Source organism: uncultured Selenomonas sp., from assembly GCA_905372355.1.
GTDB lineage: Bacteria > Bacillota > Negativicutes > Selenomonadales > Selenomonadaceae > Selenomonas.
In genome coordinates this window covers 12,156-36,551 of record CAJPOT010000016.1, presented here as the reverse complement: position 1 = coordinate 36,551, position 24,396 = coordinate 12,156, and the positions used below count along the sequence as shown (strand labels likewise).

Sequence of the window (24,396 nt, the reverse complement as noted above, 5' to 3'; positions counted from 1 at the left end):
GCAAGCAGCGAAAACTCGCCCAGCAGACTGTTGTCGCAAAAACTACGAAAATGTGTATAAAGGGAGTATTTTCTTTGACATAAAGTCAATATTTTCAAGGCCTGTAGAATGTTTTTGATGTGCGGAGTTTGAGTAGTATAATATAAGTAGTCTTATTGTATGAATGGGGGGAATGGATATGGCATCTAAGGAAGAAATGAGGAAAAACGTGGACTCGGCAATCAAGGTGCATGAATTGGAAGGTTTCAAGTTTACGGAGGAGGAACTGGCGATTTTCGACCATATTGCGAATCTTGAGATCACGACCGAGGAGGCAAGAGCGATTTTTCGGGAAAGGCTTGCAGGGCGAAAAGAGGCGAAAATTGTATGAGCTCTTGGCTTATGAGAAAGATTTCGTGGTGACACGGTATATTGATTTGAAGAAGCAAACAGAATGTAGCGAATGAGGCGCTTCCGGGCGGCAGGAGCGTCGGTGTCGATGGGCGATTCATCGAGCAGAAATCTCCTCTCGGAATGCTATACGCTTGGCGGCTGCGACCGCCCGAGGGAAAATAAGCTTTATCGGAAGGCGGCTCAAACTGGAACTGGAGAAGCGTGAGGATGGGAAAGAGAATCTGGAAGCTATTTACCGTTGTCGTGCGCGTTCATACTGCATGTGGTCAATGATTACGGCATAAAGAACTGCGTCATATCTACGCCTTCGAGCGTCAAGAGCTGCACCTTCTTGTCGATGCCGTCGGCGTAGCCTGTGAGACTGCCGCTCGTGCCGACGACGCGGTGGCAGGGGACGATGACGGAGATGGGGTTGTGTGCGACGGCGCCGCCGACGGCATGGGCGGCTTTTTTCATGCCGATGCGGCGGGCGATCGCGCCGTAGGTCATCGTTTCACCGTAGGGAATCGAGAGCAAGACGTCCCAGACTTTTTGACGAAACGGCGTTGCTTTTGGTGCGAGCGGCGGCAGAAAGTCGGGCTTCTTTCCGCTGAAGTAGAGTTCGAGCCAGCGACGTGTCTCTTGGAATATGGGGAGGCTTTTTTGTTTGTGCTCCTCTTCGAGCGTAGCGGCGAAGTATTTCTGCCCGTCGAACCAAAGGCCGACGAGCGCCGTGCCGTCGCTGGCGAGGGTCATGGAGCCGAATGGCGAGTCGTAATGTTCTGTGTATTGCATGGAGATGCTTCCTTTCATATAGTGAAATTTTTAGATGTTTTGACGCAATGTCCTTTAATTATTATAAAGCAAAGATGAGAGGAATCCCAGTTGTATTTTGATGAGGATATCATCAGAATATTGCTGAAATTCTATTGAATAATACTATGCATCATGATATTGTATAGAAGGAATATATTTGTTTTGTTTATCTCATGCGCACTCGTGCTGCTCATTGCGGGGCAGAGCGAGGCGGAGATGGGAATTGAGTGAGGAGCATTTTTACCGTGCAGGTGAGGAAATTTTTGCTTGTGGCCAACATTATCCGAGCAAAGATCTGATCATCCTTCAAGAAAAAGGGATTGTGACAGGTCTCGGGCTTCTCCTGGAGAGCGAGAGGCACTTTGATCGCTCCAGTCTCGGTGTGGAGGATGCGCCTTCGGCTTGACCTCTTGGGGTTTCATAGAAAAATAATGGGATAAAGCACTTGACAGAGTGGCGGCTCTGTTTTATAATGGCAATATCGATTTTCAAATCGTCAAGTGTATATATGTAAAGCGTAGAGCAGGAAATAGTAGCCTTGTAAACTTTCCTTCAGCGAGCCGATGACCCTTCGGGGAGGTGTGATGATCGGCGGGAAGCGCATGGTGAATGGTCCTGTGAGAGTCCACCGAAAGGCTGTGCCGAGTAGGCTGGAACGGCTGCCACCGTTAGAGGGCTAGGGTATCGGTTTTTCCTGTACCCGAAATGAGAGGTCAATTTCAGGGTGGCTGCGAATCCATTTCGTCCCGAGGCGGCGAAGTGGCTTTTTTGCTTTCTGAACTTGACTTGAAAAGGGTGGCACCGCGAAATATTTCGCCCCTTGCAGGATTGTGATTCCTGCAAGGGGCGATTTTTTTTGAAGGAGTGAGTGGTATGAAGGTCAAGATTTGCGGCTTGCGCACAGAAGAGGCGGTGTTGGCGGCGGAGGACGCGGGGGCGGACTTTTTGGGTTTTATCTTTTACGAGAAGAGCCATCGCCATATTTTGCCGGAAGAGATGCGCGGTCTGACGAAGCATGTGCAGCGCGCCAAGACGGTCGGGGTATTTGTCGATGCACCGCTCGACGAGGTCAATGCCGCCGCAGATTTCTGCAGTCTTGACTTCGTGCAGCTCCACGGGCATGAGAGCGCCGCCTATGCGCGTGCGGTCTGCCGTCCCGTCATCAAGGCGTTTCGCTGGGGCGACGACTTTTCGGTGGAGAAGGCGAACGAGTATCCGGCGGAGATCATTCTGCTCGACAGCTTTTCCAAAGACGCTGTCGGCGGTACGGGGCAGCGCTTTCGCTGGCGGGAGGCTGCGGAGGAAACGGCGCGTCTCGAAAAGCCCCTGTTGGTCGCGGGCGGCATTGCGAGCGGCAATGTGCGGGAGGCAGAAGAGGTTTTCCGCCCCTACGGTGTCGATGTTTCGGGCAGTCTTGAGATCGAGAAGCGAAAATCCATCGAGAGGATACGAGAATTTATGGCAGTCGTGCAGAAACGGAGGATTCCGGAATGAAAGATATTTTAGCGGAAATCGTGGAGAAGAAGCGTGCCTTGGTGGCGGAGGCGAAGCGGCGGCTGCCGTTTGCCGAGCTCAAGACGAGGGCGAGGGAGCGCTGCGGCGGCTTTTATATGACGAAGCGCTTTCAGGCGCGCGACTGGAATCTCATTGCCGAGTGCAAGCTGCAGTCGCCTGCCAAAGGAAGGCTGTGCCGCACGCATACGGTAGATGAGCTCGCGCGCATCTACGCGGAGAACGGCGCTTCGATGCTGTCGGTTCATACCGATCCGCATTTCCTCGGCGCGAACGAGGACTTGGTGCGCGTGCGTTCTCTCGTCGATCTGCCGCTCCTGCGCAAGGATTTCATCATCGATGAGTACCAGATCTTCGAAGCGCGCATGCTCGGTGCGGACGCCGTTCTCCTGATCGCGCGCATCCTCTCGCCCGCCCAGCTTCTGGAGTATGTGTTCCGCGCTTGGGAGATCGGCCTCGATGTGCTCGTCGAGGTGCACGATGAGGAGGACATGAAGGCTGCTCTTGCGACGCCGGCCGAGTTTATCGGCATCAACAACCGCAATTTGCAGACGTTCACGACCTCGATCGAGAACACCTTGGAGCTTCTGCCGAAGGCGGAGGAAAGCCGCACATGGATCAGCGAGAGCGGCATTTTCAGCGTCGAGGATGCGCGTCGGCTGCAGGAGGCGGGCTGCGGCGGCATCCTCGTGGGCGAGGGGCTCGTGCGTGCCGATGATGTCGCGGAGATGACGCGTCATCTGGCAGAGCCGCGTGCACTGGCGCAGGAGAGCGCCTGAGCGGGGAAGAAGCGCAAAGGAAATTATTGCTATTGATTATAGAAGAAAGTTGAGGGATTTACATGAAGAAGGGAAGATTCGGGGCATACGGCGGTCAGTATGTGCCGGAAATCGTCATGCCGGCGCTGCAGGAATTGGAAGCCGCCTATGCGAGATGCAGGGAGGACGAGGAGTTTCAAGCGGAGTTCCGCCGCTATCTGCAAGAGTACGCAGGCCGTCCGACGCGATTGTACTTTGCCGAGAAGCTTACCGAGCATTACGGCAAGGCGCGCATCTTCCTCAAGCGCGAGGATCTTCTGCATACGGGCGCACACAAGATCAACAATGCGCTCGGGCAGGCGCTGCTCGCAAAGCGCATGGGCAAGAAGCGCATCGTCGCTGAGACGGGCGCAGGGCAGCACGGCGTCGCCTCGGCGACGGTCGCGGCGCTCTTCGGCATGGAGTGCCATGTTTTCATGGGGGAGGAGGACGTCAAGCGCCAGCGCCTCAACGTTTTTCGCATGGAACTTCTGGGCGCGAAGGTCATTCCCGTCGCGAGCGGCACGGGTACGCTCAAGGACGCGACGAGCGAGGCGATCCGCTATTGGGCGACGAATATCACGGACACCTACTACATCATCGGCTCGGCGGTCGGGCCGCACCCGTACCCGAGCATGGTGCGTGACTTCCAGAAGATGATCGGCGAGGAGATCCGCGCACAGGTCAAGGAGGCGTGCGGACAGCTTCCCGATGCGCTCGTTGCCTGCGTCGGCGGCGGCAGCAACGCCATCGGCACGTTCTATGATTTCAAGGACGAGGCCTCCGTCAAGAAGTACGGCGTCGAGGCCGGCGGGCGCGGCGAGGCTCCCGTCGACAACGCGCGCACCTTGAGCGGCGCCGGCGAGCCGGGCGTCCTGCACGGCGCTTACAGCTACCTGCTGCAGGACGCGGACGGACAGGTCATCGAGGCGTATTCTATTTCCGCAGGGCTCGATTATCCGGGCGTCGGCCCCGAGCATTCCTACTTCAAGGATCAAGGCATCGTGGAGTACATTTCGGTCACGGACGAGGAGGCGCTCGCGGCGTTTCAGCGGCTTTGCCGCCTGGAAGGCATCGTGCCCGCCATGGAAAGCTCCCATGCGCTCGCGTATCTTGAGAAACTGATGCCTGGGACGAAGGAGAATGAGGTCGTCGTCGTCTGCCTCTCGGGGCGCGGCGACAAAGATGTGCAGATGGTCGCAAAAGCATTGGGGAGGGAAAGCGAATGAGCACGCGTTTGAATCATGTATTGAACGGTCTGAAAGAAAAGGGCAGGAAAGGACTCATCATCTATCTGACGGCGGGCATGCCCGATGCGGAAGGCACGATCGATGCGGTGCGCCGTGCAGAAGAGGCGGGCGCCGACGTCATAGAGCTCGGGCTGCCGTTTTCCGACCCGATGGCGGACGGTCCTGTCATCCAGACGGCTTCCGTCGCCGCTTTGAAGGGAGGCATGACGCTCGCGAAAGTGCGTGAAATCGTGCAGGCGATTCGCCGTTTCTCCGAGATGCCGCTCGTGGGCATGGGCTACGTCAACAACATGCTGCACTACGGCTTCCCCCGTTTCGTTGAGGATTTTAAGGCGGCGGGCATGGACGGCGTCATCATCCCCGATGTGCCGCACGAGGAGTCGGGTGAGATGCGCGAAATTTGCGCGGCGCACGACTTTCCCTTGATGGAGTTCATCACGCCGGGCACGACGCCCGAGCGCATGCAGGAGACGTGCGCGAGCGCTGCAGGCTTCATCTACTGCGTGTCCAACAACGGCGTCACGGGCGTCAAGAAGGTCGACTACAGCCGGATCGGCAAGATCGTCAAGGGAGCGCGCGCCTATACGAAGACGCCGCTGGCGGTCGGCTTCGGCATCGGCTCGCCCGAGGCGGCTGTCGAAGCGGCGGCGGAAGCCGACGCCGTCATCGTGGGCAGCGCCGTCGTCAAGCTCCTGCTCGCGGACAGGCGGGACGAGGCGGCGGAGCTGATCGCGGCGATGCGCAAAGCTCTCGATGCGGCATATCATGGCTGAGGGGGTGCAGAAAATGATGACTTTGCAGCCATCGTTGGCGCGTTTTAAGGAATTGGCAAAGGCGGCGAATCTTATCGCCGTCACGGCGGAGCTCTCCATGGATCTCGATACGCCCGTCTCCGTCTTTTGCAAGCTCGTCGGTGAGGCGGAGGGCTTCATCCTCGAATCCGTCGACACGACGCATCAGCAGTTCGGGCGCTATTCGTTCATCGGCGCCGAGCCGTTCATTCGCCTGCAGGTTTTCAAGAATCGCCTGATGATCCGCGAAAACGATTTGATGAAATGCCTCGACGGCACGCCGCAGGAAACGCTCAAAAAATACATGGAAGGCTTCCGACCTGCGGTGGAGGACGAGGAGCTGCCGCTGGCGAACGGCGGTATGGTCGGCTATCTGAACTATGAAATCGCCGCGACCTTCGACCGCGTGCGCACAATGACGCTCGGCGAAGATGAACTTCTCGGACAGTTCATGGTCTGCCGTCACCTGGTGGTCTTCGACGCCTTGAAAAATACGGCGCGGCTCATCCATCTCGCGCGCGTTACGGAGGAAACGGCGGATGCCGCGTACGAAGAGGCGGCGCGGAAGATGGAAACGATCGCAGAACGGCTGCGCGCGCCCGTCGCGCCTGCCGCCAAAACGGCTGCGAAGCGAAGGAAGCCGCTCGACTTCCTCGCGAAGTATGAAAACGATTCCGGTGACTTTATTGCCGCCGTCGAAAAGGCGAAGGAGCATATCTTCGCCGGCGACATCTTCCAAGTCGTGCCGTCGCGCCAGTTCCGCGAGAAGATCACGAAGCCGAGCTTCCACTTCTATCGCCGCCTGCGACAGGTCAATCCGTCGCCCTACATGTTCTATCTGAACTTCGGCAGCGTCAAGCTCGTCGGCGCTTCGCCCGAGATGCTCGTGAAGGTGGCGGGCGACAAGATCTTCACCTATCCGATCGCGGGCACGCGCCGGCGCGGCAGGAACGACGAGGAGGACGCGGCGCTCGCTGCCGAGCTCAAGGCGGACGCGAAGGAGTGTGCCGAGCACGCGATGCTCGTCGACCTCGCGCGCAACGACATCGGGCGCATCAGCGAGGCGGGCAGCGTGCGCGTGACGAAGCTCAAGAAGATCGAGAAGTTCAGCCATGTGCTCCACATGGTCTCCGAGGTCGTCGGGCGGCTCAAGAAGGAATGCCGCCCTCTGGACGTCTTGGCGGCGGCATTTCCCGCAGGCACGGTCAGCGGTGCGCCGAAGCTGCGCGCCATGGAGATCATCCGTGAGCTTGAGCCTGTAAAGCGCGACACGTATGCGGGCACGGTCGGCTATATGGACTTTTACGGCAATATGGACATGTGCATCACCTTGCGCACGATGCGCATTGAAAACGACGAAACCGCCGTGATCCAAGCGGGGGCGGGCATCGTCGCGGATTCCGTGCCCGAAAACGAATATCGGGAGATTCTGCAGAAGGCGCGGGCGCTGTTTGAAGTTGTCGAGGAGGTGGAAAACGATGTTGTTGCTTTTTGACAACTACGATTCATTTACTTACAATATCTACCAGCTTCTCGCTTCCCTCGGCGCAGAGGTTGAGGTCGTGCGCAACGATGACGTGACGCCCGAGGACGTGTTGGCGGCGCACTACGAAGCCGTGATCCTCTCGCCGGGGCCGGGGCTGCCGAAGGATGCGGGCAATCTTGAAGCGCTGATCGAAGCGGCGAAGGGCAAGGTGCCGCTCCTCGGCATCTGCCTCGGGCATCAGGCAATTGGCGAAGTCTTCGGCGGTCGCATCGTGCGCGCCAAGGAGATCGTGCACGGCAAGCCTTCGCCGATTCGCCACGACGGGCAGGGTCTTTACGCAGGACTGCCCGAGAAAGCGGCAGTAGGCCGCTACCACTCGCTCATCATCGAGCGCGAATCCCTGCCCGACTGCCTCGCCGTCACCGCCGAGCTGGAAGACGGCACAATCATGGGCGTGCGCCACAAGGAGTACGCCATCGAGGGCATCCAGTTCCATCCCGAGTCCATCCTGACGCCCGACGGCGAGAAGATCATGCGGAACTTCCTGCAAGGATTGGCCTGAGGAGAAGGGTTGAGAAGAAACAGCGATTTGCCGTATTCATGCAAATCGCTGTTTTGCTTTATGTTGACATTGTTTGTGAATATCTTATAATAAACTTAAGATTTCAATCTTTGCATATTCCAAGGACAACAGAGCCGGCGTGGAAACGGCAATGAATCAACGTAGAGACGGGTAAGCGGATCTAAGATTATATAGGGAGAGGGTATCGTGAATAGAGCGGACTTTTTTGCAAGAATACGGCAAAGCTGTAAAAGTGAACAGGATTATTTGATCGCATTGATCAAAGCCCGCGGTTTTTTAGTGGAAATCATAGATGGCAAACCATGCCTCAGTGATAATTCCTGCTTACATGATGAAAGGTATATGGATGATGCCCGTTATTTGAATAGGCTGTTGGCTGAATCCGAATGCGGCAGTCTTTGCGGAAGCGAGATCGTCCCTTCGTCTGACTTGAACGTTGCCGCCTTTGAAGATCTGTTCGACGCTCGTCCTCCGTATGGAGGGGAGTCGTGGTGCAATGGCTATAACTGGCAGTACTTCCAACGCTGGGAGCATGCATGGAAAGTCGGCGTATCATGCCTCGATAGCTTCATCGCCCGTTACATCAAAGCCATATCTGCCTGTTGCATTTTCACCGGAGGGTCATGTGACGGGAATCATCCCGGAAAAAGCACGATGGTCATTGATATGTCTGTTGTCGGCAGTGAAATCTGGCATGAACTGATTTGCAAGAAATATCTGATAAACCGATACAACATAAAATGGGATTCTTGTTACAGCGGCATGCAATTCACCGAGAGAACAAAATACGAAACCTATTATGAGGTCAACTGTGCGGCGGATTTTTTGTACAGGAATCGCCAAAAATTCCGTGAAATCAAGAGAAAAGCGTTGAGAGATCTGTCCCCCAGTTACTTCCGACATCATTCGTTCGAGGAAATCAAAGATCTATTCAGCGAGCGGGTGAATCGGCTTTTTGCCGCGAATCCCATCTGCGAGGAACGGGAAGATGTTGCAGGAAGGAGAAAGTAGCCGAGGCCGGCAAGATGGGAGACGAAATGACAAAAGAACGAAGCGAAAGCCGGGCGGCTCCATTGGCGATCGAAGTCCGAGGGGCGCGCGTGCACAATTTGAAGAATATATCCGTCGACATTCCGCTGCATAAAATCGTCGGCATTGCGGGCGTTTCGGGATCGGGCAAGTCCTCTCTCGCGCTCGGCGTGCTCTACGCCGAAGGGTCGCGGCGGTATCTGGAAGCGTTGTCGACGTACACGAGGCGGCGCATGACACAGGCGGAGAAGGCGCGTGTCGACGAGGTGCGCTATATTCCGGCGGCGCTCGCGCTGCATCAGCGCCCGGGCGTGCCCGGGATGCGCAGCACGTTCGGCACCGCGACGGAGCTGCTGAACGTCGTGCGGCTGATGTTCTCGCGTCTGGCGAGCCATCGCTGCCCGAACGGTCACTATGTGCCGCCGACGCGCAGGGTCGCAGCGGAGCAGGAGATCACTTGCCCGACGTGCGGCGTGCATTTCTACGCGCCAGGTGCGGAGGAGCTGGCGTTCAACAGCGGCGGCGCCTGTGAGGCGTGCGACGGTACGGGAATCGTGCGCGTCGTCGATGAGTCGACGCTCGTGCCCGACGAATCGCTCTCGATCGACGAGGGCGCGGTGCTGCCGTGGCAGACGCTCATGTGGTCGCTGATGAAGGAGATTGCGCAGAAGTTGGGCGTGCGGACGGACGTGCCGTTCCGCGAGCTTACCGCGAAAGAGAGGGACATCGTCTTTCACGGGTCGCCCGACAAGGTGCATATGGTCTATCAGCTCAAAAAGACTGGTGCGGCGGGAGAGATGGAATTCACCTATTTCAACGCGATTTATACCGTAGAAAATGCGCTCGCGAAGGTCAAGGATGAAAAGGGCATGAAGCGCGTGGAAAAATTCCTGCGCCAGGAGATCTGCCCGTCGTGTCACGGTACGCGCCTCTCGGATGCAGCGCGTGCGCCGCACCTCGCGGGACTTTCCCTGCCGGATGTTTGTCGCATGACGCTGATGGAGCTTGCAGCGTGGGTTGCGGATGTTCCCCGGACGATGCCGCAGGATATGGTTCCGATGGCGCAAAGCATCTGCGAGACGTTCCGGCATACGGCGGCGCGCCTCATGGAGCTCGGTCTCGGCTACCTTGCGCTCGATCGCGCGGCGTCGACGCTCTCGACGGGAGAGCGGCAGCGCATGCAGCTCGCGCGCGCCGTGCGCAATCGGACGACGGGCGTGCTCTACGTTCTCGATGAACCGTCCATAGGACTTCATCCGTCGAACATCGAAGGCCTGCTGCATGTCATGCAGGAACTCATGGCTGACGGGAATTCCATCATTCTCGTCGATCATGACGTGCAGATCTTGAAGAGCGCCGATCACTTCATTGAGATGGGGCCGGAGGCGGGAGCGGGCGGCGGCACGATCATCGCGCAGGGGACGCTCGCGGAGCTGGAAAAGAACGAGAACTCGCGCATCGGCGCCTTTCTGTCCGGCAGAAAAAAGGTGCGCGTCCATACGCCTGCGCCGGCTGAGGGTATGTTCCGGCATGGCAGGATCGAGCTCAAAACGGAGCAGATCCATACGGTGAAGCCTCTTCACGCCGTGTTTCCACTGGGACGACTGAGCGTCGTGACCGGCGTTTCCGGCTCGGGCAAGACGACGCTGATCCTTGAAAGCCTCATTCCGGCGCTCGAAGCGCAGATCAACGGCGCGGCGCTTCCCGCGCACGTTCGAGAAATCGCCGCCGACGGCGTGCGGCAGGTGCGGCTGATCGACGCTGTGCCGATCGGCGCCAACGTGCGATCTACCGTCGCCACCTACGCGAATGTGCACGACGAGCTGCGAAAAATTTATGCGCGCACGGAATCGGCGAAGGCGCATGGCTATAAGGCGGGGGATTTTTCCTACAATACGGGGAAACTTCGCTGCCCGACGTGTGACGGCACGGGCTCGATCAGCCTCGATGTCCAATTTTTGCCCGATGTCACAATCGACTGCCCCGACTGCGGCGGTTCGCGCTACCGCAAGGAAGCGGCCGATATTCTTCGCGTGCCGCGCAAGGGGCAGCAGGTCTGCTCTCTGCCCGAGCTGATGTCGCTGAGTGTCGATGAGGCGTTGGAACTTTGCGGCGATTTGAAGGCGGTGCAGCGGCGGCTTCAGATCCTGCACGATCTCGGTCTCGGCTATCTGACGCTCGGCGAGGCGACGCCGGGGCTGTCGGGCGGCGAGGCGCAGCGATTGAAGCTCGCGAGTGATATGGGAAGAGGACAGGAGGGCTCCGTATTTGTCTTCGACGAGCCGACGATCGGTCTGCATCCGCTCGATGTAGAGACGCTGCTCGGCGTATTTCAGACACTCTTGGCGAGCGGCGCGACCGTCATCGTCATCGAGCATGACCTCGATGTCATCCGAAACGCCGACTACATCCTCGACATGGGGCCGGGCGGCGGGGATGCAGGGGGCGAGATTGTCGCCTGCGGCACGCACGAGGACATCCACAGGGAGCCGCAGAGTGTCACGGGGCGGTATCTTTGAATGTATCGGGTGATTCTCATGAAAACGGCAGGGCGGGTCTGTGCGCACTTCATTGTGCGCACAGACCCGCCCTGCATGATTACCGTGTGAAAAGCTCGTCCCAGAATGTATATGCAAGCATGAGGAAGATGAGGAAGAGCAGGAAGACGTCGCTCATGGAGTTCACCCCGTTTGTCGCTAGTTTGCAAATTTTTCATACCTTTTCCGTTCTCTTTATGATACAATGAGAGGAAATGAAGCGCAAGGGGGGATTTCGTGGAGCGGAAAGGTTTTGCGCTTGAGCGCATGGAGCCTTGGGGCAGGGAGACGGCGGCGGCGGCCATGCGCGAGATCGGCTGCACGGAAGCGGGCGTCGCGATCATGCGTGACAAGGCTGTCTTCTGCGTGATCCGCGTGCATGACATGCCGACGAAGGCGGCGAACGTCGTCAAGCAGACGTTCCTGTCGAAGGGGGCGGACGCCGCCGTATCGCGCCATGCCGTCGACCTCAGCGAGGAGCGCACGGATGTACTGCTCTTCGCGACGCTCGCGCAGTACCGTGCGGCCGCCGCCGTGCTTCTGCGTCAGCCGTGGGGGCTTGAGGTCTTGGCGCGCGATATCCTGGCGCTTTTGGAGATGTAAAACGTGGGAGAAGGAGAGGATTTTCATGGCAAAGATCAGAATGATGAACATGATGTTTTATGGCTTTCAGGGCGTTTATGAATATGAGAAGGAGCAGGGCGCGAAGCTTAACGTCGATGTCGAGATGGTGACGCGCGACGACAAGGCCTGTGATACGGATCGGATCGAAGACGGTGCGATTGATGCAGCGGCGGTCTATCCTCTGATCGAGGACACTGTGGAGGAGACGAAGGTCAACCTCTTGATGACTCTTGCGGCGAAGACGGGTGACTGCATCTTGAAGAAGTTCCCGCAGGTCGTTGAGGTTACGACACGCGTGCGCAAGCATGCCGTGCTCATCCATGGCCCGTTGGATTACGTCGAGGTCGAGGTCACGCGCAGGGCGTAAGCATCATTCGCGGGATTCACGTGACACATGAAGGTGCAAAGAGGTGGAGAGGAGTGACTTCATGGAGCGATTCTTCCTCGCGGCGCTTTGCCGTGCTCCGGGCGTGGGGAGTCGTGTGGCGGCCTCCCTCGTGCGCGTTTTTGGGTCGGCGCAGGACGCGTGGCACGCGCGCGCCGAGGCGCTTCGTGCAGCGCATCTTTCGCCCGAGCGTGCGGCGGCGCTGCATGATTTTTGCCGCAGGAACGAAGCTCTGCCCGAGGAGATTGCGGCTGCGTGCGAAAAGGGCGGCATCTCGCTCTTCGTTCCGTCAGATGAGGCATATCCCGCTCTGTTGAAGGAAATCTACAATCCGCCGCAGACACTCTTTTGCCGCGGCTCGCTCGATTGCCTGAAGCATCCCGCCGTCGCCATGGTCGGCGCACGGCACGCGAGCGCCTATGGCAAGGGGGCGGCGGAGGACATCGCGCTCGGTCTTGCCGAGCGCGGTTTTGTCGTCGTGAGCGGCGCGGCGCGCGGCATCGACACGGCCTCGCACAAGGGCGCTTTGCAGGCGGGCGAGACGGTCGCCGTGCTCGGCTGCGGTGTCGATGTCGCCTATCCGCGCGAGAATGCGCGGCTTCTGGCGGAGATTGCCGAGAAGGGTGCGGTCATTTCCGAGTATGCGCCGGGCACGGCGCCGCTCGCGGCCTTTTTCCCCGCGCGGAACCGCATCATCAGCGGCATCGCGCATGGCACAATCGTCGTCGAGGCGGCGGAGCGGAGCGGCTCTTTGATCACGGCGGAGTTCGCCCTGAGCGAGGGGCGCGACGTCTTTGCCGTGCCCGGCAGCATCTACTCGGCGACGAGCCGTGGCTGCCATCGTCTGATTCAGCAGGGGGCGCGGCTTGTCGTCTCAGCGGCGGACGTTGCCGCTGAGTACGAGGACGACGCGCCGCGAACGAACGCATCGCCTTCGCAGGAATTGACGGAGGAGGAAGCGACGGTCTACGCGCTCCTTTCGCGTGAGGCGGCGCTTTCTCTCGACGAGCTGATCTGCCGCCTGCAGGGCAAGGCCGCGAACGTCGCATTCCTCTTGCTGGGGCTGCGCGTCAAGGGACTTGTCGAGGAGACGCCCATGCGCACGTACATCCGCAGCGCCAAGGGGAAGAGTGTTTGAGTATCTAAGTAGTTGAGGAGGGGCGATCTTGCCGACAGCGCAGAAAAAGACGCCGCAAGAGAAGAATAGGGAAGTCGCAGGGCAAGCGGAGAAAAAAGAAGGGAAGAGAGCCGCTGGAAAGGGCGCGGCGAAGACAGCCGCCGTGGAAAAGCCGGCGGCGAAGAAGTCTGCCGTAAAAAAGGCTTCGGCGAAGAAGACGGCGACCAAGAAATCCGCTGCGAAGGATTCCGCCGCGACGGCATCTGCCGCTGAGAAGAAGCCTGCCGCAAAAAAGTCAGCGCTGAAGAAGACTGCCGTAAAGAAGACCGCGGCGAAGAAGACTGCAGCGAAGAAGGAAGCTCCGCAGACCTTGGTCGTCGTCGAGTCGCCGGCGAAGGCGAAGACGATCGAGAAGTATCTCGGCAAGAAATACATGGTGCGAGCGTCCATGGGGCATCTGCGCGATCTTCCGAAGAGCCAGTTCGGCATCGATGTCGAGAACGACTTTGCGCCGAAGTACATCAACATTCGTGGTAAGGGCGATCTCATCAAGGCGCTGAAGAAGGATGCGAAGCGCGCCGCCAAGATATATCTGGCAAGCGATCCTGACCGCGAAGGCGAGGCGATCGCTTGGCATCTCGCGCACATTCTGGGCATCGACCCGAACGAGAATTGCCGCATCGTCTTCAACGAGATTACGAAGCCCGCCATACAGGCGGCGGTCAAGGAGCCGTACCCGATCAACCTCGACCGCGTGGACGCGCAGCAGGCGCGCCGCATGCTCGACCGCATCGTCGGCTACAAGCTCAGCCCGCTCCTCTGGCGCAAGATCAAGAAGGGGCTTTCCGCTGGCCGCGTACAGTCGGTGACGGTCAAACTTATATGCGACCGCGAGAAGGAGATTCAGGCGTTCGTGCCTGAGGAATACTGGACGGTCGGCATGAAGCTCAAGAAGGGGCGCGGCGCACAGTTTGCCGCTGAACTCGCGACCGTCGACGGCAAGAAGCTCGCGCTGCACTCGAAAGAAGAAACGTCAGCGCTCGTCAAGGACATGGCGAAGCAGAGCTTTTCGGTCAAGGAGGTCAAGAAGCGCGAGCGCCGGCGCAATCCTGTCGCGCCCTTTACGACGAGCAGCATGCAGCAGGACGCATCGAGGAAGCTCGGCTTCACGTCGCGCCGCACGATGATGATCGCCCAGCAGCTCTATGAGGGCGTCGAACTTGGCCGGCGCGGCCCCGTCGGTCTCATCACCTACATGCGCACGGATTCGACGCGTCTTTCCGACCTCGCGCTCGATGAGGTGCGCGGCTACATCGGCACGTCGTTCGGCGCGGCTTACCTGCCCGAAAAGCCCAATATTTATGCGGCGGGCAAGAAGGCGCAGGACGCGCACGAGGCGATTCGGCCGACGAGTGTCGAGAACACGCCCGAGCTTATGGAAAAATATTTGTCGCGTGAGCAGCTTCGCCTCTACACCCTGATCTGGCAGCGCTTCGTCGCGAGCCAAATGACGCCCGCCGTCTTCGATACGGTGAGCGTCAGCGTGGCGGCAGGCGAGCGCTACATCGCGCGCGCTTCCGGCTCGACGCTGAAGTTCCCGGGCTTCCTCGCCGTCTATGCCGACAACAAGAAGGAAAAGGACGTGCTCCTGCCCGAACTTGCGGCAGGGGAAGCGCTTTCCCTCTTGGATCTCCTGCCCGAGCAGCACTTCACGGAACCGCCGCCGCGATACAATGAGGCGTCGCTCGTCAAGACGCTTGAGGAAGAGGACATCGGCCGTCCGAGCACCTATGCGCCGATCATCGAGACGATTTTGGCGCGCGGCTACGTCGTGCGCCAGGACAAGCATTTCCAGCCGACGGACCTCGGCTTCCTCGTCAACGACATGCTCGAAGAACATTTCAAGGACATCGTCGACGTGCAGTTCACGGCGGGGCTGGAAAACGAGCTTGACGAAATCGCCGAGGGAAAGGTGGACAAGAACGACCTTCTGCGCGGCTTTTACGAGCCGTTTGAAAAGACGCTCGAAGAGGCGGACGAGGCGATCGGCGAGGTCGAGATCCCCGAAGAGGTTTCCGACGTCATCTGCGAGAAGTGCGGCAGGAACATGGTTGTCAAGCAGGGACGCTACGGCAAGTTCCTCGCGTGCCCGGGCTTTCCCGACTGCCGCAACACGAAGCCGCTTTTGAAAGATACGGGCGTGCCGTGCCCCAAGTGCGGCGGCAGGATCGTCGAGCGCCGCTCAAGGCGCGGGCAGGCGTTCTACGGCTGCGAAAATTATCCCGCGTGCGACTATGTGACATGGGATCAGCCATTGACGGAAAAGTGCCCGGAATGCGGCGCTTTCATGATGCGCCATCGCTACAAGAACGGAAGAATCCTGCCCTACTGCAGCAACGAGGAATGCAAGACGCGCATCGATCACCCGATCAACAAGGAGATTGAGAAGAGCCGCGCACGCTTGGAAGCGAAGAAGGCGAAGGAAGCTGCAGCGGCGGAAAAGGCGGCGGAAGCGGAGGCAACAAAGTGAAGAAGGTCATTGTCGTGGGCGCGGGGCTTGCGGGCAGCGAAGCCGCGTGGCAGGCGGCCGAGAGCGGCGCTCATGTCACGCTCTATGAGATGCGCCCTGCCGCCTCAAGTCCCGCGCACAAGACGGCGGACTTCGCCGAGCTCGTCTGCAGCAATTCTCTGCGCGGCGCGGGTCTTGAGAACGCCGTCGGCGTCCTCAAGGAGGAGATGCGCCGCCTCGGCTCTCTCGTCATGGCAGCGGCGGACGCGACTCGCGTGCCGGCGGGCGGTGCGCTCGCCGTCGACCGCGAGGGCTTCTCGCGCTTTATCACCGAGAAGCTCACGGCGCACCCGCGCGTCGAAGTCGTGCGGATGCGCGTCGAGACGATTCCGCGAGAAGAGGACGCCGTGACCATCGTGGCGTCCGGCCCTCTGACCGACGGTGCGCTCGCCGCCTGCCTGCGCGAGATGATGGGCGATGCATCCTTTTACTTTTACGATGCGGCGGCTCCCATCGTGATGCTCGAATCCATCGATATGACGAAGGCCTATCGCGCTTCGCGCTACGGCAAGGGCGAGCCTGCCTACATTAACTGTCCGATGACAGAAGAGGAGTACCGCGCCTTCTGGCAGGCGCTGACGACGGCGGAAACAGCGGAGCTGCACAGCTTTGAAAAGCCCGTGTTCTTCGAGGGCTGCATGCCCGTCGAGGTCATGGCTTCGCGCGGGGAAAGCACGTTGCTCTTCGGCCCTTTGAAGCCCGTCGGCCTCGAAGACCCGAAGACGGGCGTGCGCCCGCATGCCGTCGTGCAGCTTCGCCAGGACAATGCGGCGGGCACGCTCTACAACATCGTGGGCTTTCAGACGCATTTGAAATGGGGCGAGCAGCGGCGCGTCTTCTGCATGATCCCGGGACTGGAAAATGCCGAGTTCATGCGCTACGGCGTCATGCACCGCAACACATACATCGACTCACCGCGCCTTCTCGCGCCGACGTATCAGCTCAAGAAGGAAGCGGAGCTTCTCTTCGCCGGACAGATGACGGGCGTCGAGGGCTACGTCGAGTCAGCGGCCTCGGGTCTTGTCGCAGGAATCAATGCCGCGCGGCTCGCAAAAGGGCAGAGGCCGCTCGTGTTCCCGCGCGAGACGTGCCACGGCGCGCTCGCTGCCTACATCACGGAGGCGGATTCGCGTCACTTCCAGCCGATGAACGTCAACTTTGGGCTGCTGCCGCCCTTGGAGGGACGCATCCGCGACAAGAAGCGCAAGAAGGAAATGCTCGCCGAGCGTGCGCTTTGCGCGCTTGAAGATTTTCGCGGCGAGATGGAGTAGGAGGACAAGCTATGGAACAGACATTTCACGCGACGACTATCGTCGCCGTGCGTCAGAAGGGAAAGACGGCGATCGCGGGCGACGGTCAGGTCACGTTCGGACAGAGCGCCATCATGAAATCGACGGCGCGCAAGGTGCGCCGCCTTTACCACGGCAAGGTCGTCGCGGGCTTCGCCGGCTCGGTTGCCGACGCCTTCACGCTCTTCGAGAAGTTCGAGGCGAAACTGGAGGAATTCAACGGCAATCTGATGCGCGCTTCGGTCGAGCTTGCCAAGGAGTGGCGCACGGATCGCGTGCTCCGAAAGCTCGAAGCGCTGCTTCTCGTCGCCGATGCCGAGACTCTTTTGATGATTTCGGGCGGCGGCGAGGTCATTGAGCCGGACGGCGACGTTGCGGCGATCGGCTCGGGCGGCTTCTACGCGCTCGCGGCAGCGCGCGCCCTCGTCAAGCACACGGAGATGGAAGCGGCGGAAATCGCCAAGGAAGCCTTGACGCTCGCCGCCGATATATGCGTCTTTACGAATCACAACATCAAGGTAGAGGAGCTGGATTGACTTGCAGGAAAAGGTCGAAATGGAAGAGAGCATGCTGAACGAGCAGACGCCGCGCCAGATCGTCGAGGAACTTGACCGCTACATCGTCGGGCAGAAGGAAGCGAAGCGAGCCGTCGCCATCGCGCTCAGAAACCGCTGGCGCAGCCGACAGCTTGACGTCGCCATGCAGGACGATGTCATACCGAAAAACATCCTGATGATCGGCTCGACGGGCGTCGGCAAGACCGAGATCGCGCGTCGTCTGGCGAGACTCGTCAAGGCGCCGTTCATCAAGGTCGAGGCGACGAAGTTCACGGAAGTCGGCTATGTGGGACGCGATGTCGAGTCCATCGTGCGCGACCTCGCCGAGACGGCCGTGCGCATGGTGCGCCAGGAGCGCATGGAAAAGGTGCAGGAAAGGGCAGCCGAGCTGGCCGAGGAGCGCATCCTCGATGTATTCGTGCCGCAGCCGAAGAAGTCGCAGAACCCCTTGGGCAAGCTTTTTGGCGGCTCTGACGATGAGGAAAAGGAATCGTCAGAGGAAAATAAAGAGCCGAAGTATGTGGCGGGGCGCGAGTGGGTCAGAAAGCGCCTGCTGAAAGGCGAGCTGGAAAAAGAAGTCATCGAGATCGAGATCGAAGACTCGGGCAAGCCGATGGTCGGCATGTTCGCAGGCTCAAGCCTTGAGAGCATGGGCGACAATCTGCAGGACATGATGGCGAACCTCATGCCGAAGAAGCAGAAGAAGCGCAAGGTCTCCGTGGCGGCGGCACGAAAGCTTTTTCAACAGGAAGAGGCCGCGAAGCTCGTCGATATGGAGGAGGTCAAGGACGCCGCCATTCGCGCAGCGGAAAAGAGCGGCATCGTTTTCCTCGACGAGATCGACAAGGTCGCCGTCAAGGGGCAGGGCTCAGGCCCCGACGTTTCGCGTGAAGGCGTGCAGCGCGACATCCTGCCGATTGTCGAAGGCTCGACCGTCATGACGAAGTACGGCCCCATTAAGACCGATCACATCCTCTTCATCGCGGCGGGCGCGTTCCACACGGCGAAGCCGTCCGATCTCATTCCGGAGCTGCAGGGACGCTTCCCGATTCGCGTCGAGCTGAAGTCGCTGCAGAAGGAAGACTTCCAGCGCATCCTGACCGAGCCGCAGAACGCTCTTTTGAAGCAGTACAAGGCGCTTCTCGCGACTGAGGGCATCGCGCTCGACTTTGCGGACGACGCCATCGAGCGCCTCGCGCAGCTCGCCTGCGACGTCAACGCCCAGACCGAGAACATCGGCGCGCGCCGCCTGCATACGATCTTGGAAAAGCTCTTGGAGGATCTCTCCTTCGACGCTCCCGAGATGGAAGAAAAGGAAGTCCGCGTCGACGCCGCCTACGTCGACAAGAAGCTCAAGGACATCGCCGTCAACCGCGATTTGAGTCAGTTTATTTTGTGACGAGAGGAAGAGGCTGAAGGTGGTACTAAAAAAACTTATTTTTCCATTGTTGGTATGTATGTTTGTCTTGTTCGATGCGATGGGAGCGGACGCGGCACCTCGTTCCATTCAAATTGAAGACATGGCTCTGGGTGGCATATACCCGAGCTCGGCGGAAAGTGATGTAAGAAATGTTTATGGGGCACCTGATAAGGAAGAAGAAGTTCCAGGCAATGCGTGGGGCGATACGAAGATCGCGTACTATGGCACAGGATATTCTATGTCTTACTTCGGGAAAAAATTTGATACAGATCATACGTATGTCTTGAATATCGTGACGACGAATCCTGCGATTTCCATGCCGAGTGGTATCCATGTTGGTATGCACATCACAGAGGCACTGGCTGTGTTCAGTGATTTGAAAAAAATTAGTTCCAATCATTATGGTTCACCTCATTTGTGGGGGACATCGGGGATAAAGGGGCAACCGTTCCAGCGTATTCTAAGCATCGAGGTGGATCAGCATCAGGTGATCAAGCAGATTCGCATTTTGGATGTTTATGATCCTGAGGTGAATCTAAATGCGATTTGAGTCAGTGGATCATAAGAGATTTTCGAGAAAAGGTGGGATTTGTATGAATCTGAATCTCAGCAGGAAAGTTCTTGCCGTTGTTTTTGCATTTTGCCTTGCGATCTGCACATCGACGGCTTTTGCCGATCTGCCTGAAGCCGATGTAGCTCCCGGCATCTACAGCTACGACGGCGATCCGAACTTCATCGTATGGGACTGCGGCTCTCATGTGAAATCGGTGGCCGATGTGAGTTCGGCGTACATCATGAGCGAGGGAGAGGACTACGAAGACTTCGCGTTCCTCTCGTTTGCTGTTTGGTGGAACAGCAGCGACGGTGCGATGACGGTAGAGCCGCAGCATACCGTCGTGTTCCGCTATAAGAAGGATACGGGTGAATACTATATGCCGCAGTCGAAGTTTCAATCTGTAGAGCGAAGAGATAATAAACTTGACTATCTGCGTGCAGCTGCGCATGAGAACAGTGATTGAGCAACGTATAGCTGGATGGGCATAGTGCTCCCAAATAAGACAAAGACGCCCCATAAGCCGCATGGATGGCTTATGGGGCATCTTTTTTACGCGAAATCGCGGACATCCTGCCCTTCGATGATTCTTGTGCCGCTCGCGGAATCCGCGCCCAACGCGGCCATCGAGCGCGCAACGACGACGGTTTCCATCGGCGCGAGCCGCTTTGCGAGGCCGATGGCATTGACGGCCTGCAGGAGCTTGACGGAGGCGGTCTCGCCAAAGCGCTTGCTTTTCGCGCGTATGAGGCTCGGCGGGCGCACGATGCTCAGCGAATCGAAGCCAAGATCCCGAACGGCGTCGTCGAGCTCGCCCTTCAGGCGCAGATAGAAGATGCTCGACTTGCTGTCCGCGCCTATGGAGGACAGCAGTACGAGGCTCTTCACGCCGTTTGCCCTGGCGGCTTTCGCAAAGGCGAGCTGGTAATCGTAGTCGATATGGCGCTGCGCTTCCTTGGAGCCTGCCTGCTTGAGCGAGGTGCCGAGCGTCGAAAAGAGGACGTCGCCTTTGACAAGCTCCTGCCACGTCGCGGGCGCGTCGAAGTCGATCGTATGCTCCCGGAGCTTTTCGTGCTGTACGCCGAGCGCGCGCCGCGCAAAGGCGACGACCTCCGTATAGCGCGCATCCTCGAGAAGCGCCTGCAGCAAGTCTTTGCCGACCGCGCCCGTCGCGCCGATCAAAACAGCTTTCATGGCTATCGCCTCTTTCTTTCGATGTATCTACTTGACTTCCGCAAGCAGGGTTTCTGCTGCCAGTTTGCCGAGGGCATTGGAGGCAAGCGGGCTGTCTCCCGTCAGGAGCGTGCGGTCGCGATGCACCTTGCCGGTGATGTCGGAGTTGAGGATCTTCACGCCGAGCGCCGCGAGATTTTTGCCGACGAGCTTCTTCAAGCGCCCCGGCATGTAGCCGATGGCGATGTTCGCGCCTTCGTCGAGGCTGTCGGGGAAGACGCAGAGCTCGTAGCCGGCGAAGGGGAAGCCCTTCGCATCGTTCGCCGCGAGAAGCGAGGCGGGGCCGTGGCAGAGACTGATAATGAACACCTCGTTGGCGAACGCCCAGTGCAGGACGTCATGCACCTCGCGGCTTTCGGGGATGGCGTTGAGCACGCCGTGACCGCCGGGAATAAAGACGGCAGCGTAGGGAACGTCCGATGCCTCGGTTATGGCTTTGAGCGTTTCTTCAAGCCTCTGCGGTTCTTCCATCTGCGCCAGGACTTCTTCGTAGAAGGCCATGACGGCGTCATCGCCCAAGGGCATTGCCCATTGCTCGAATTTGGCGCGCCTGCCCGAAAGCGTCGCGATGTCGAACGAAAATCCCGCCGCCGCGAGGTGCATCATCGGCAGAAGCGTTTCGACGGGGTGGTTGCCGGTCGAAAAAAGCTTGCCGTTTTCCATCGCAAGGTAGCGCTCATCCGAAAGAATGACAAGCACCTTCTTCTTGCCGCCGTAGCGCGAATCGTACTTTGCGCCGTCGAAGTCGGTCTTTGCGGCGGTGTAGACGGACAGGGAGTAGGGCGAGGGGAAAAAGGCGTTCCACTCCGCCGTATCGGGCATGGGGGTCTTGATGGATTCTGTCATGGAAATCTTTCTTTCTTGCTGCTGTGAGGTACTTATAAATACAGCGTATCAGAAACGCTGCAAAACAATGTCGTCCATCGAAAGGCGCGGGCGCGACGGCGGGGACTGCAGGGCGTAGCCGATCTGCAGGGCGCAGACGATACCGAAGCGCGCGTCGATGCCGAGGATTTCACGCACTTTTTCCTTGTCGAACATGCCGATCCAGCATGTGCCGAGGCCGTGCGCGACGGCGGTGAGATCCATGTGCGTTACGGAGATCGCCGTGTTGTAGACGGCGTAGGACGCCTTTTCCACTTCGTCGTTGGCGCGCTGAGCGCGCAGGGCTTCCACCTTGCCCGCGTCCATTGTAACGTCCTCGAAGGCGTTGGACGCTGTAAGCTCGGCGAAGCGTTCGGGCATTTTCTTGATCGCCTCGCGGTCGAAGCATGCGAGAATGAGGAGCGGCGCTTCGGCGAAGAAGGAGAGCGGCGAGGCTTCCTTGAGCCGCTTTCGCACGGCTTCGTCCTCGACGACGACGTAGCGCCAAGGCTGGATGTTGCCGCCCGAGGGGGCGCGCCTGCCGGCTTCGAGGATCGCCTCGACGATCTCCTTCGGGATGGGGCGCGTATCGAACTTTCGTATGCTACGGCGCTTTTCCAAAACGCTTTGAAAATCCATAGAGAAACTCCTTTCTATGGGAAGCGTTGAATGTATCCGTGAGTTCTTAAGAAACGTAGCGGCCTTCCATGCCGCGCTTGGGACGTGCGGCGAGGAAGTCCTCACGCAGAAGTTCGCGCTCCGCTTTTTCGGGCGTGTAATTCTTGCCGAGGAGCGCGAGCGTTTCCGCGTGTCCCGATTCGAGGCCGACGTTCATGCCGTTGAAGCGCAGGCGGCGAAGCTCCTGCAGTTCCTCGTCCGTCTTGCGCGCGATGCTTTCGATGGAGGCATAGGAAGCGATCGTCTCGACCTCGGGGAAGATCTCGATGATCTTCTTGCCGATGGCCTCAAGCCGCGAAAAGCCCAGCGAAAAGGAGTCGCCGTTCAGCAGAAAGATGCGTTTGACCGTGCGGTACACAGCGCGCGCTTCAAGCAGGTCATGCTCGACCTGCGCGAGCTCCAATAGAAACTGAATGCGAGCGTCAGCAATGTCAGCATGGGAATCCTCCTTCGTTCGTGTTACACATGTAACATCTTGACTTTATTATAGCGGCAAGGTGTTACATGTGTCAATGGTATGCGAGCAAGTGATACAAAGGCGGCGCTTTGTCACAGATGGGCTTGTGCGGAGTGTTACTCTTGTAACATGTTGAAAGAAGGCTTATAATGGAGGATAGGAAAGGAGTGGATTTATGCAGGAAACCGCCAATCCCATCGCGCTGCGCTACCGTCGGATGATTCTCGACGCCTTCGCCGCGCTCACGCGCACGACGCCCTACGGCGAGATCACGATCCTGCGCATCGTGCAGGAGGCGGACGTGTCGCGTCAGACATTCTACCGCCATTTTCGCTCGAAGGACGAGATCCTTGCCGCCATGCTGCAGAGGATCGCCGACGGCGTGACCGAGCGTCTGCAAAGCTTGCAGAAGCCGACGCGCCGCGAGATCTTTGCGACGTATCTCTCCTTCTGGCGCGAGAATGCGGATTTTTTGCGCATCGTTTGCGAAGGGCACGTCGAATCGTGGCTCATCGCGCGCTACGGAGAAATCATGCGCGAGAAGCTCGACATCCTGCGCCCGCATTTCGCGGCGCTTTCCGAGCGTGAGTTCGATCTGATGAAATCGTTCCTTATCGGCGGACTCTATCAGCTGAAAGCGGACTGGTACGCGCAGGGCTTCGAGGAAGAGCCGGACTTCCTCGCCGCGCTGCTCGACAAAACACTCGCCTGAGAAAGTTTGACTCCATACGCATTGACTTGAAGTTGACTTCAAGAAGTAAAATGAAAGACAGAGGTTTGCAGAAGCAAACCGAGGGAACTGTGGGAGGAAATTGGAAATGGTAAAGACACTCGTTATCTACTACTCGCGCAAGGGCGAGAATTATGTCAACGGCAGGATTGAAAAGCTGACGAAGGGCAATACCGAGATCGTCGCCGAATTTATTCAAAAGGCGGTGGACGCCGACATCTTCGAGATCGAGACGAAGAAAGCGTATGCGGCGGACTACAATGAATGTACGCGGGAGGCGAAGGAGGAGCTCAAGGCGCACGCTTTGCCGGAGCTCGTGCGTATGCTCGATTCCATCGCAACGTATGACAACATCGTCGTGGCGGGACCTTGCTGGTGGGGCACCTATCCGATGGCGGTCGTCACGCAGCTAAAAGCGCTCGATTTTCATGGCAAGCGCGTGTTCCCCGTCATGACGCACGAAGGCTCGGGGCTGGCCGGCAGCGCCTCGGCGCTTAAAAGCTACTGCGAGGGCGCGACAGTCGGCGAGGGGCTTGCCGTCAAGGGCGCGGAAGCCGCGCAGTCGGAAGAAGCAGTCGCCGCTTGGGCGAAGCGGAATCTTGCCTGAGCGCGCCCGGTTCATCACGGGCGCGACCTTTCTCATCGACGGCGGCGCGACGGCTTCCTTCCACTACGGCGCGCTGCAGCCCGAAAAGGCGTAAGCGGTGTAGCAAAAATAAACGAGAAAACTCCCCCGACAGGCTTTTG

26 protein-coding genes are annotated in these 24,396 nt (G+C 58.8%); 21 read left to right on the top strand and 5 right to left on the bottom strand.

Annotated elements, in window-relative coordinates:
* Window positions 1-178: 178 nt before the first annotated feature.
* Window positions 179-370, top strand: coding sequence for an antitoxin VbhA family protein (locus QZ177_RS08905; protein ID WP_294176977.1), 192 nt, complete (start codon window positions 179-181; stop codon window positions 368-370).
* A 296-nt stretch (window positions 371-666) separates the two neighbouring features.
* Here the strand turns inward: QZ177_RS08905 and QZ177_RS08900 are convergent, their stop codons facing one another.
* A complete protein-coding gene (locus tag QZ177_RS08900; RefSeq protein WP_294176975.1) occupies window positions 667-1,167 on the bottom strand; it encodes a methylated-DNA--[protein]-cysteine S-methyltransferase in 501 nt (166 codons plus the stop codon).
* 244 nt (window positions 1,168-1,411) lie between these two features.
* Here QZ177_RS08900 and QZ177_RS08895 point away from each other — a divergent pair, with 244 nt between their 5' ends.
* The 18 genes from QZ177_RS08895 (at window position 1,412) to QZ177_RS08810 (ending at window position 20,153) form a co-directional block, all read left to right on the top strand.
* A complete protein-coding gene (locus tag QZ177_RS08895; RefSeq protein ID WP_294176972.1) occupies window positions 1,412-1,594 on the top strand; it encodes a hypothetical protein in 183 nt (60 codons plus the stop codon).
* Window positions 1,595-2,061: 467 nt separating this feature from the next.
* Window positions 2,062-2,682: a phosphoribosylanthranilate isomerase gene (locus QZ177_RS08890; protein WP_294176970.1), complete on the top strand. Its 621-nt coding sequence runs from the start codon at window positions 2,062-2,064 to the stop codon at window positions 2,680-2,682.
* A complete protein-coding gene (trpC, locus tag QZ177_RS08885; protein ID WP_294176968.1) occupies window positions 2,679-3,479 on the top strand; it encodes an indole-3-glycerol phosphate synthase TrpC in 801 nt (266 codons plus the stop codon). The genes QZ177_RS08890 and trpC overlap by 4 nt, the downstream gene beginning before the upstream one ends.
* 62 nt (window positions 3,480-3,541) lie before the next feature.
* A complete protein-coding gene (trpB, locus tag QZ177_RS08880; protein WP_294176966.1) occupies window positions 3,542-4,726 on the top strand; it encodes a tryptophan synthase subunit beta in 1,185 nt (394 codons plus the stop codon).
* The gene (gene trpA, locus QZ177_RS08875; RefSeq protein WP_294176964.1) at window positions 4,723-5,520 is read left to right on the top strand and encodes a tryptophan synthase subunit alpha; all 798 of its coding nucleotides are present in this window, start codon (window positions 4,723-4,725) and stop codon (window positions 5,518-5,520) included. Before trpB ends, trpA begins: the two co-directional genes overlap by 4 nt.
* A 13-nt stretch (window positions 5,521-5,533) precedes the next feature.
* Complete coding sequence (gene trpE, locus QZ177_RS08870; protein ID WP_294176962.1) at window positions 5,534-7,033, top strand: anthranilate synthase component I; 1,500 nt, start codon at window positions 5,534-5,536, stop codon at window positions 7,031-7,033.
* On the top strand, window positions 7,017-7,586 hold the full coding sequence (locus tag QZ177_RS08865; RefSeq protein WP_294176960.1) for an aminodeoxychorismate/anthranilate synthase component II: 570 nt from the start codon (window positions 7,017-7,019) through the stop codon (window positions 7,584-7,586). The genes trpE and QZ177_RS08865 overlap by 17 nt, the downstream gene beginning before the upstream one ends.
* A 207-nt stretch (window positions 7,587-7,793) precedes the next feature.
* The gene (locus QZ177_RS08860; protein WP_294176959.1) at window positions 7,794-8,618 is read left to right on the top strand and encodes a hypothetical protein; all 825 of its coding nucleotides are present in this window, start codon (window positions 7,794-7,796) and stop codon (window positions 8,616-8,618) included.
* A 26-nt stretch (window positions 8,619-8,644) separates the two neighbouring features.
* A complete protein-coding gene (locus QZ177_RS08855) occupies window positions 8,645-11,155 on the top strand; it encodes an excinuclease ABC subunit UvrA (RefSeq protein ID WP_294176957.1) in 2,511 nt (836 codons plus the stop codon).
* A 255-nt stretch (window positions 11,156-11,410) separates the two neighbouring features.
* Window positions 11,411-11,776 (top strand): dihydropteroate synthase, encoded by a 366-nt coding sequence (locus QZ177_RS08850; RefSeq protein WP_294176956.1) that lies wholly within the window; start codon window positions 11,411-11,413, stop codon window positions 11,774-11,776.
* A 25-nt stretch (window positions 11,777-11,801) separates the two neighbouring features.
* On the top strand, window positions 11,802-12,164 hold the full coding sequence (gene folB, locus QZ177_RS08845; RefSeq protein WP_009644917.1) for a dihydroneopterin aldolase: 363 nt from the start codon (window positions 11,802-11,804) through the stop codon (window positions 12,162-12,164).
* Between the two features lie 61 nt (window positions 12,165-12,225).
* Window positions 12,226-13,320 carry a DNA-processing protein DprA gene (gene dprA, locus QZ177_RS08840; protein ID WP_294176954.1) on the top strand — a complete coding sequence of 365 codons (1,095 nt, stop codon included), beginning with the start codon at window positions 12,226-12,228 and terminating at the stop codon, window positions 13,318-13,320.
* Between the two features lie 28 nt (window positions 13,321-13,348).
* Entirely contained in the window at window positions 13,349-15,829 is a 2,481-nt protein-coding gene (topA, locus tag QZ177_RS08835; protein ID WP_294176950.1) for a type I DNA topoisomerase, read from the top strand.
* Window positions 15,826-17,139, top strand: coding sequence for a methylenetetrahydrofolate--tRNA-(uracil(54)-C(5))-methyltransferase (FADH(2)-oxidizing) TrmFO (gene trmFO / locus QZ177_RS08830; protein WP_294176948.1), 1,314 nt, complete (start codon window positions 15,826-15,828; stop codon window positions 17,137-17,139). Before topA ends, trmFO begins: the two co-directional genes overlap by 4 nt.
* A gap of 11 nt (window positions 17,140-17,150) precedes the next feature.
* Complete coding sequence (hslV, locus tag QZ177_RS08825) at window positions 17,151-17,693, top strand: ATP-dependent protease subunit HslV (RefSeq protein ID WP_006191230.1); 543 nt, start codon at window positions 17,151-17,153, stop codon at window positions 17,691-17,693.
* Window positions 17,694-17,712: 19 nt separating this feature from the next.
* Window positions 17,713-19,113: an ATP-dependent protease ATPase subunit HslU gene (gene hslU, locus QZ177_RS08820; protein WP_294176945.1), complete on the top strand. Its 1,401-nt coding sequence runs from the start codon at window positions 17,713-17,715 to the stop codon at window positions 19,111-19,113.
* Window positions 19,114-19,132: 19 nt separating this feature from the next.
* The gene (locus QZ177_RS08815; RefSeq protein WP_294176943.1) at window positions 19,133-19,684 is read left to right on the top strand and encodes a hypothetical protein; all 552 of its coding nucleotides are present in this window, start codon (window positions 19,133-19,135) and stop codon (window positions 19,682-19,684) included.
* 43 nt (window positions 19,685-19,727) lie between these two features.
* Window positions 19,728-20,153, top strand: a complete 426-nt coding sequence (locus QZ177_RS08810; protein ID WP_294176941.1) for a hypothetical protein — start codon at window positions 19,728-19,730, stop codon at window positions 20,151-20,153.
* A gap of 86 nt (window positions 20,154-20,239) precedes the next feature.
* On the opposite strand, the gene QZ177_RS08805 is transcribed toward QZ177_RS08810, so the two are convergent.
* The 4 genes from QZ177_RS08805 to QZ177_RS08790 are packed head-to-tail and all read right to left on the bottom strand — an operon-like array spanning window position 20,240 to window position 22,865.
* On the bottom strand, window positions 20,240-20,881 hold the full coding sequence (locus QZ177_RS08805; RefSeq protein WP_294176939.1) for an NAD(P)H-binding protein: 642 nt from the start codon (window positions 20,879-20,881) through the stop codon (window positions 20,240-20,242).
* 27 nt (window positions 20,882-20,908) lie between these two features.
* The gene (hchA, locus tag QZ177_RS08800) at window positions 20,909-21,766 is read right to left on the bottom strand and encodes a glyoxalase III HchA (protein WP_294176938.1); all 858 of its coding nucleotides are present in this window, start codon (window positions 21,764-21,766) and stop codon (window positions 20,909-20,911) included.
* Window positions 21,767-21,814: 48 nt separating this feature from the next.
* Window positions 21,815-22,423: a nitroreductase family protein gene (locus tag QZ177_RS08795; RefSeq protein ID WP_294176937.1), complete on the bottom strand. Its 609-nt coding sequence runs from the start codon at window positions 22,421-22,423 to the stop codon at window positions 21,815-21,817.
* A 46-nt stretch (window positions 22,424-22,469) separates the two neighbouring features.
* Window positions 22,470-22,865, bottom strand: a complete 396-nt coding sequence (locus QZ177_RS08790; protein ID WP_294176935.1) for a hypothetical protein — start codon at window positions 22,863-22,865, stop codon at window positions 22,470-22,472.
* Between the two features lie 229 nt (window positions 22,866-23,094).
* On the opposite strand from QZ177_RS08790, the gene QZ177_RS08785 reads away from it, so the two are divergent.
* A complete protein-coding gene (locus QZ177_RS08785) occupies window positions 23,095-23,631 on the top strand; it encodes a TetR/AcrR family transcriptional regulator (protein ID WP_294176934.1) in 537 nt (178 codons plus the stop codon).
* A gap of 106 nt (window positions 23,632-23,737) precedes the next feature.
* Window positions 23,738-24,256: a flavodoxin gene (locus QZ177_RS08780; RefSeq protein ID WP_294176933.1), complete on the top strand. Its 519-nt coding sequence runs from the start codon at window positions 23,738-23,740 to the stop codon at window positions 24,254-24,256.
* The last annotated feature ends 140 nt before the right edge of the window (window positions 24,257-24,396 follow it).

Excerpts from the sequence above, each read along its gene's own strand:
- QZ177_RS08905 (WP_294176977.1), top strand. The coding sequence starts at position 179 with ATGGCATCTAAGGAAGAAATGAGGAAAAACGTGGACTCGGCAATCAAG.
- QZ177_RS08900 (WP_294176975.1), bottom strand. The coding sequence starts at position 1,167 with ATGCAATACACAGAACATTACGACTCGCCATTCGGCTCCATGACCCTC.
- QZ177_RS08890 (WP_294176970.1), top strand. The coding sequence starts at position 2,062 with ATGAAGGTCAAGATTTGCGGCTTGCGCACAGAAGAGGCGGTGTTGGCG.
- trpC (WP_294176968.1), top strand. The coding sequence starts at position 2,679 with ATGAAAGATATTTTAGCGGAAATCGTGGAGAAGAAGCGTGCCTTGGTG.
- trpB (WP_294176966.1), top strand. The coding sequence starts at position 3,542 with ATGAAGAAGGGAAGATTCGGGGCATACGGCGGTCAGTATGTGCCGGAA.
- trpA (WP_294176964.1), top strand. The coding sequence starts at position 4,723 with ATGAGCACGCGTTTGAATCATGTATTGAACGGTCTGAAAGAAAAGGGC.
- trpE (WP_294176962.1), top strand. The coding sequence starts at position 5,534 with ATGATGACTTTGCAGCCATCGTTGGCGCGTTTTAAGGAATTGGCAAAG.
- QZ177_RS08865 (WP_294176960.1), top strand. The coding sequence starts at position 7,017 with ATGTTGTTGCTTTTTGACAACTACGATTCATTTACTTACAATATCTAC.
- QZ177_RS08855 (WP_294176957.1), top strand. The coding sequence starts at position 8,645 with ATGACAAAAGAACGAAGCGAAAGCCGGGCGGCTCCATTGGCGATCGAA.
- folB (WP_009644917.1), top strand. The coding sequence starts at position 11,802 with ATGGCAAAGATCAGAATGATGAACATGATGTTTTATGGCTTTCAGGGC.
- dprA (WP_294176954.1), top strand. The coding sequence starts at position 12,226 with ATGGAGCGATTCTTCCTCGCGGCGCTTTGCCGTGCTCCGGGCGTGGGG.
- hslV (WP_006191230.1), top strand. The coding sequence starts at position 17,151 with ATGGAACAGACATTTCACGCGACGACTATCGTCGCCGTGCGTCAGAAG.
- hslU (WP_294176945.1), top strand. The coding sequence starts at position 17,713 with ATGGAAGAGAGCATGCTGAACGAGCAGACGCCGCGCCAGATCGTCGAG.
- QZ177_RS08810 (WP_294176941.1), top strand. The coding sequence starts at position 19,728 with ATGAATCTGAATCTCAGCAGGAAAGTTCTTGCCGTTGTTTTTGCATTT.
- QZ177_RS08805 (WP_294176939.1), bottom strand. The coding sequence starts at position 20,881 with ATGAAAGCTGTTTTGATCGGCGCGACGGGCGCGGTCGGCAAAGACTTG.
- hchA (WP_294176938.1), bottom strand. The coding sequence starts at position 21,766 with ATGACAGAATCCATCAAGACCCCCATGCCCGATACGGCGGAGTGGAAC.
- QZ177_RS08795 (WP_294176937.1), bottom strand. The coding sequence starts at position 22,423 with ATGGATTTTCAAAGCGTTTTGGAAAAGCGCCGTAGCATACGAAAGTTC.
- QZ177_RS08785 (WP_294176934.1), top strand. The coding sequence starts at position 23,095 with ATGCAGGAAACCGCCAATCCCATCGCGCTGCGCTACCGTCGGATGATT.
- QZ177_RS08780 (WP_294176933.1), top strand. The coding sequence starts at position 23,738 with ATGGTAAAGACACTCGTTATCTACTACTCGCGCAAGGGCGAGAATTAT.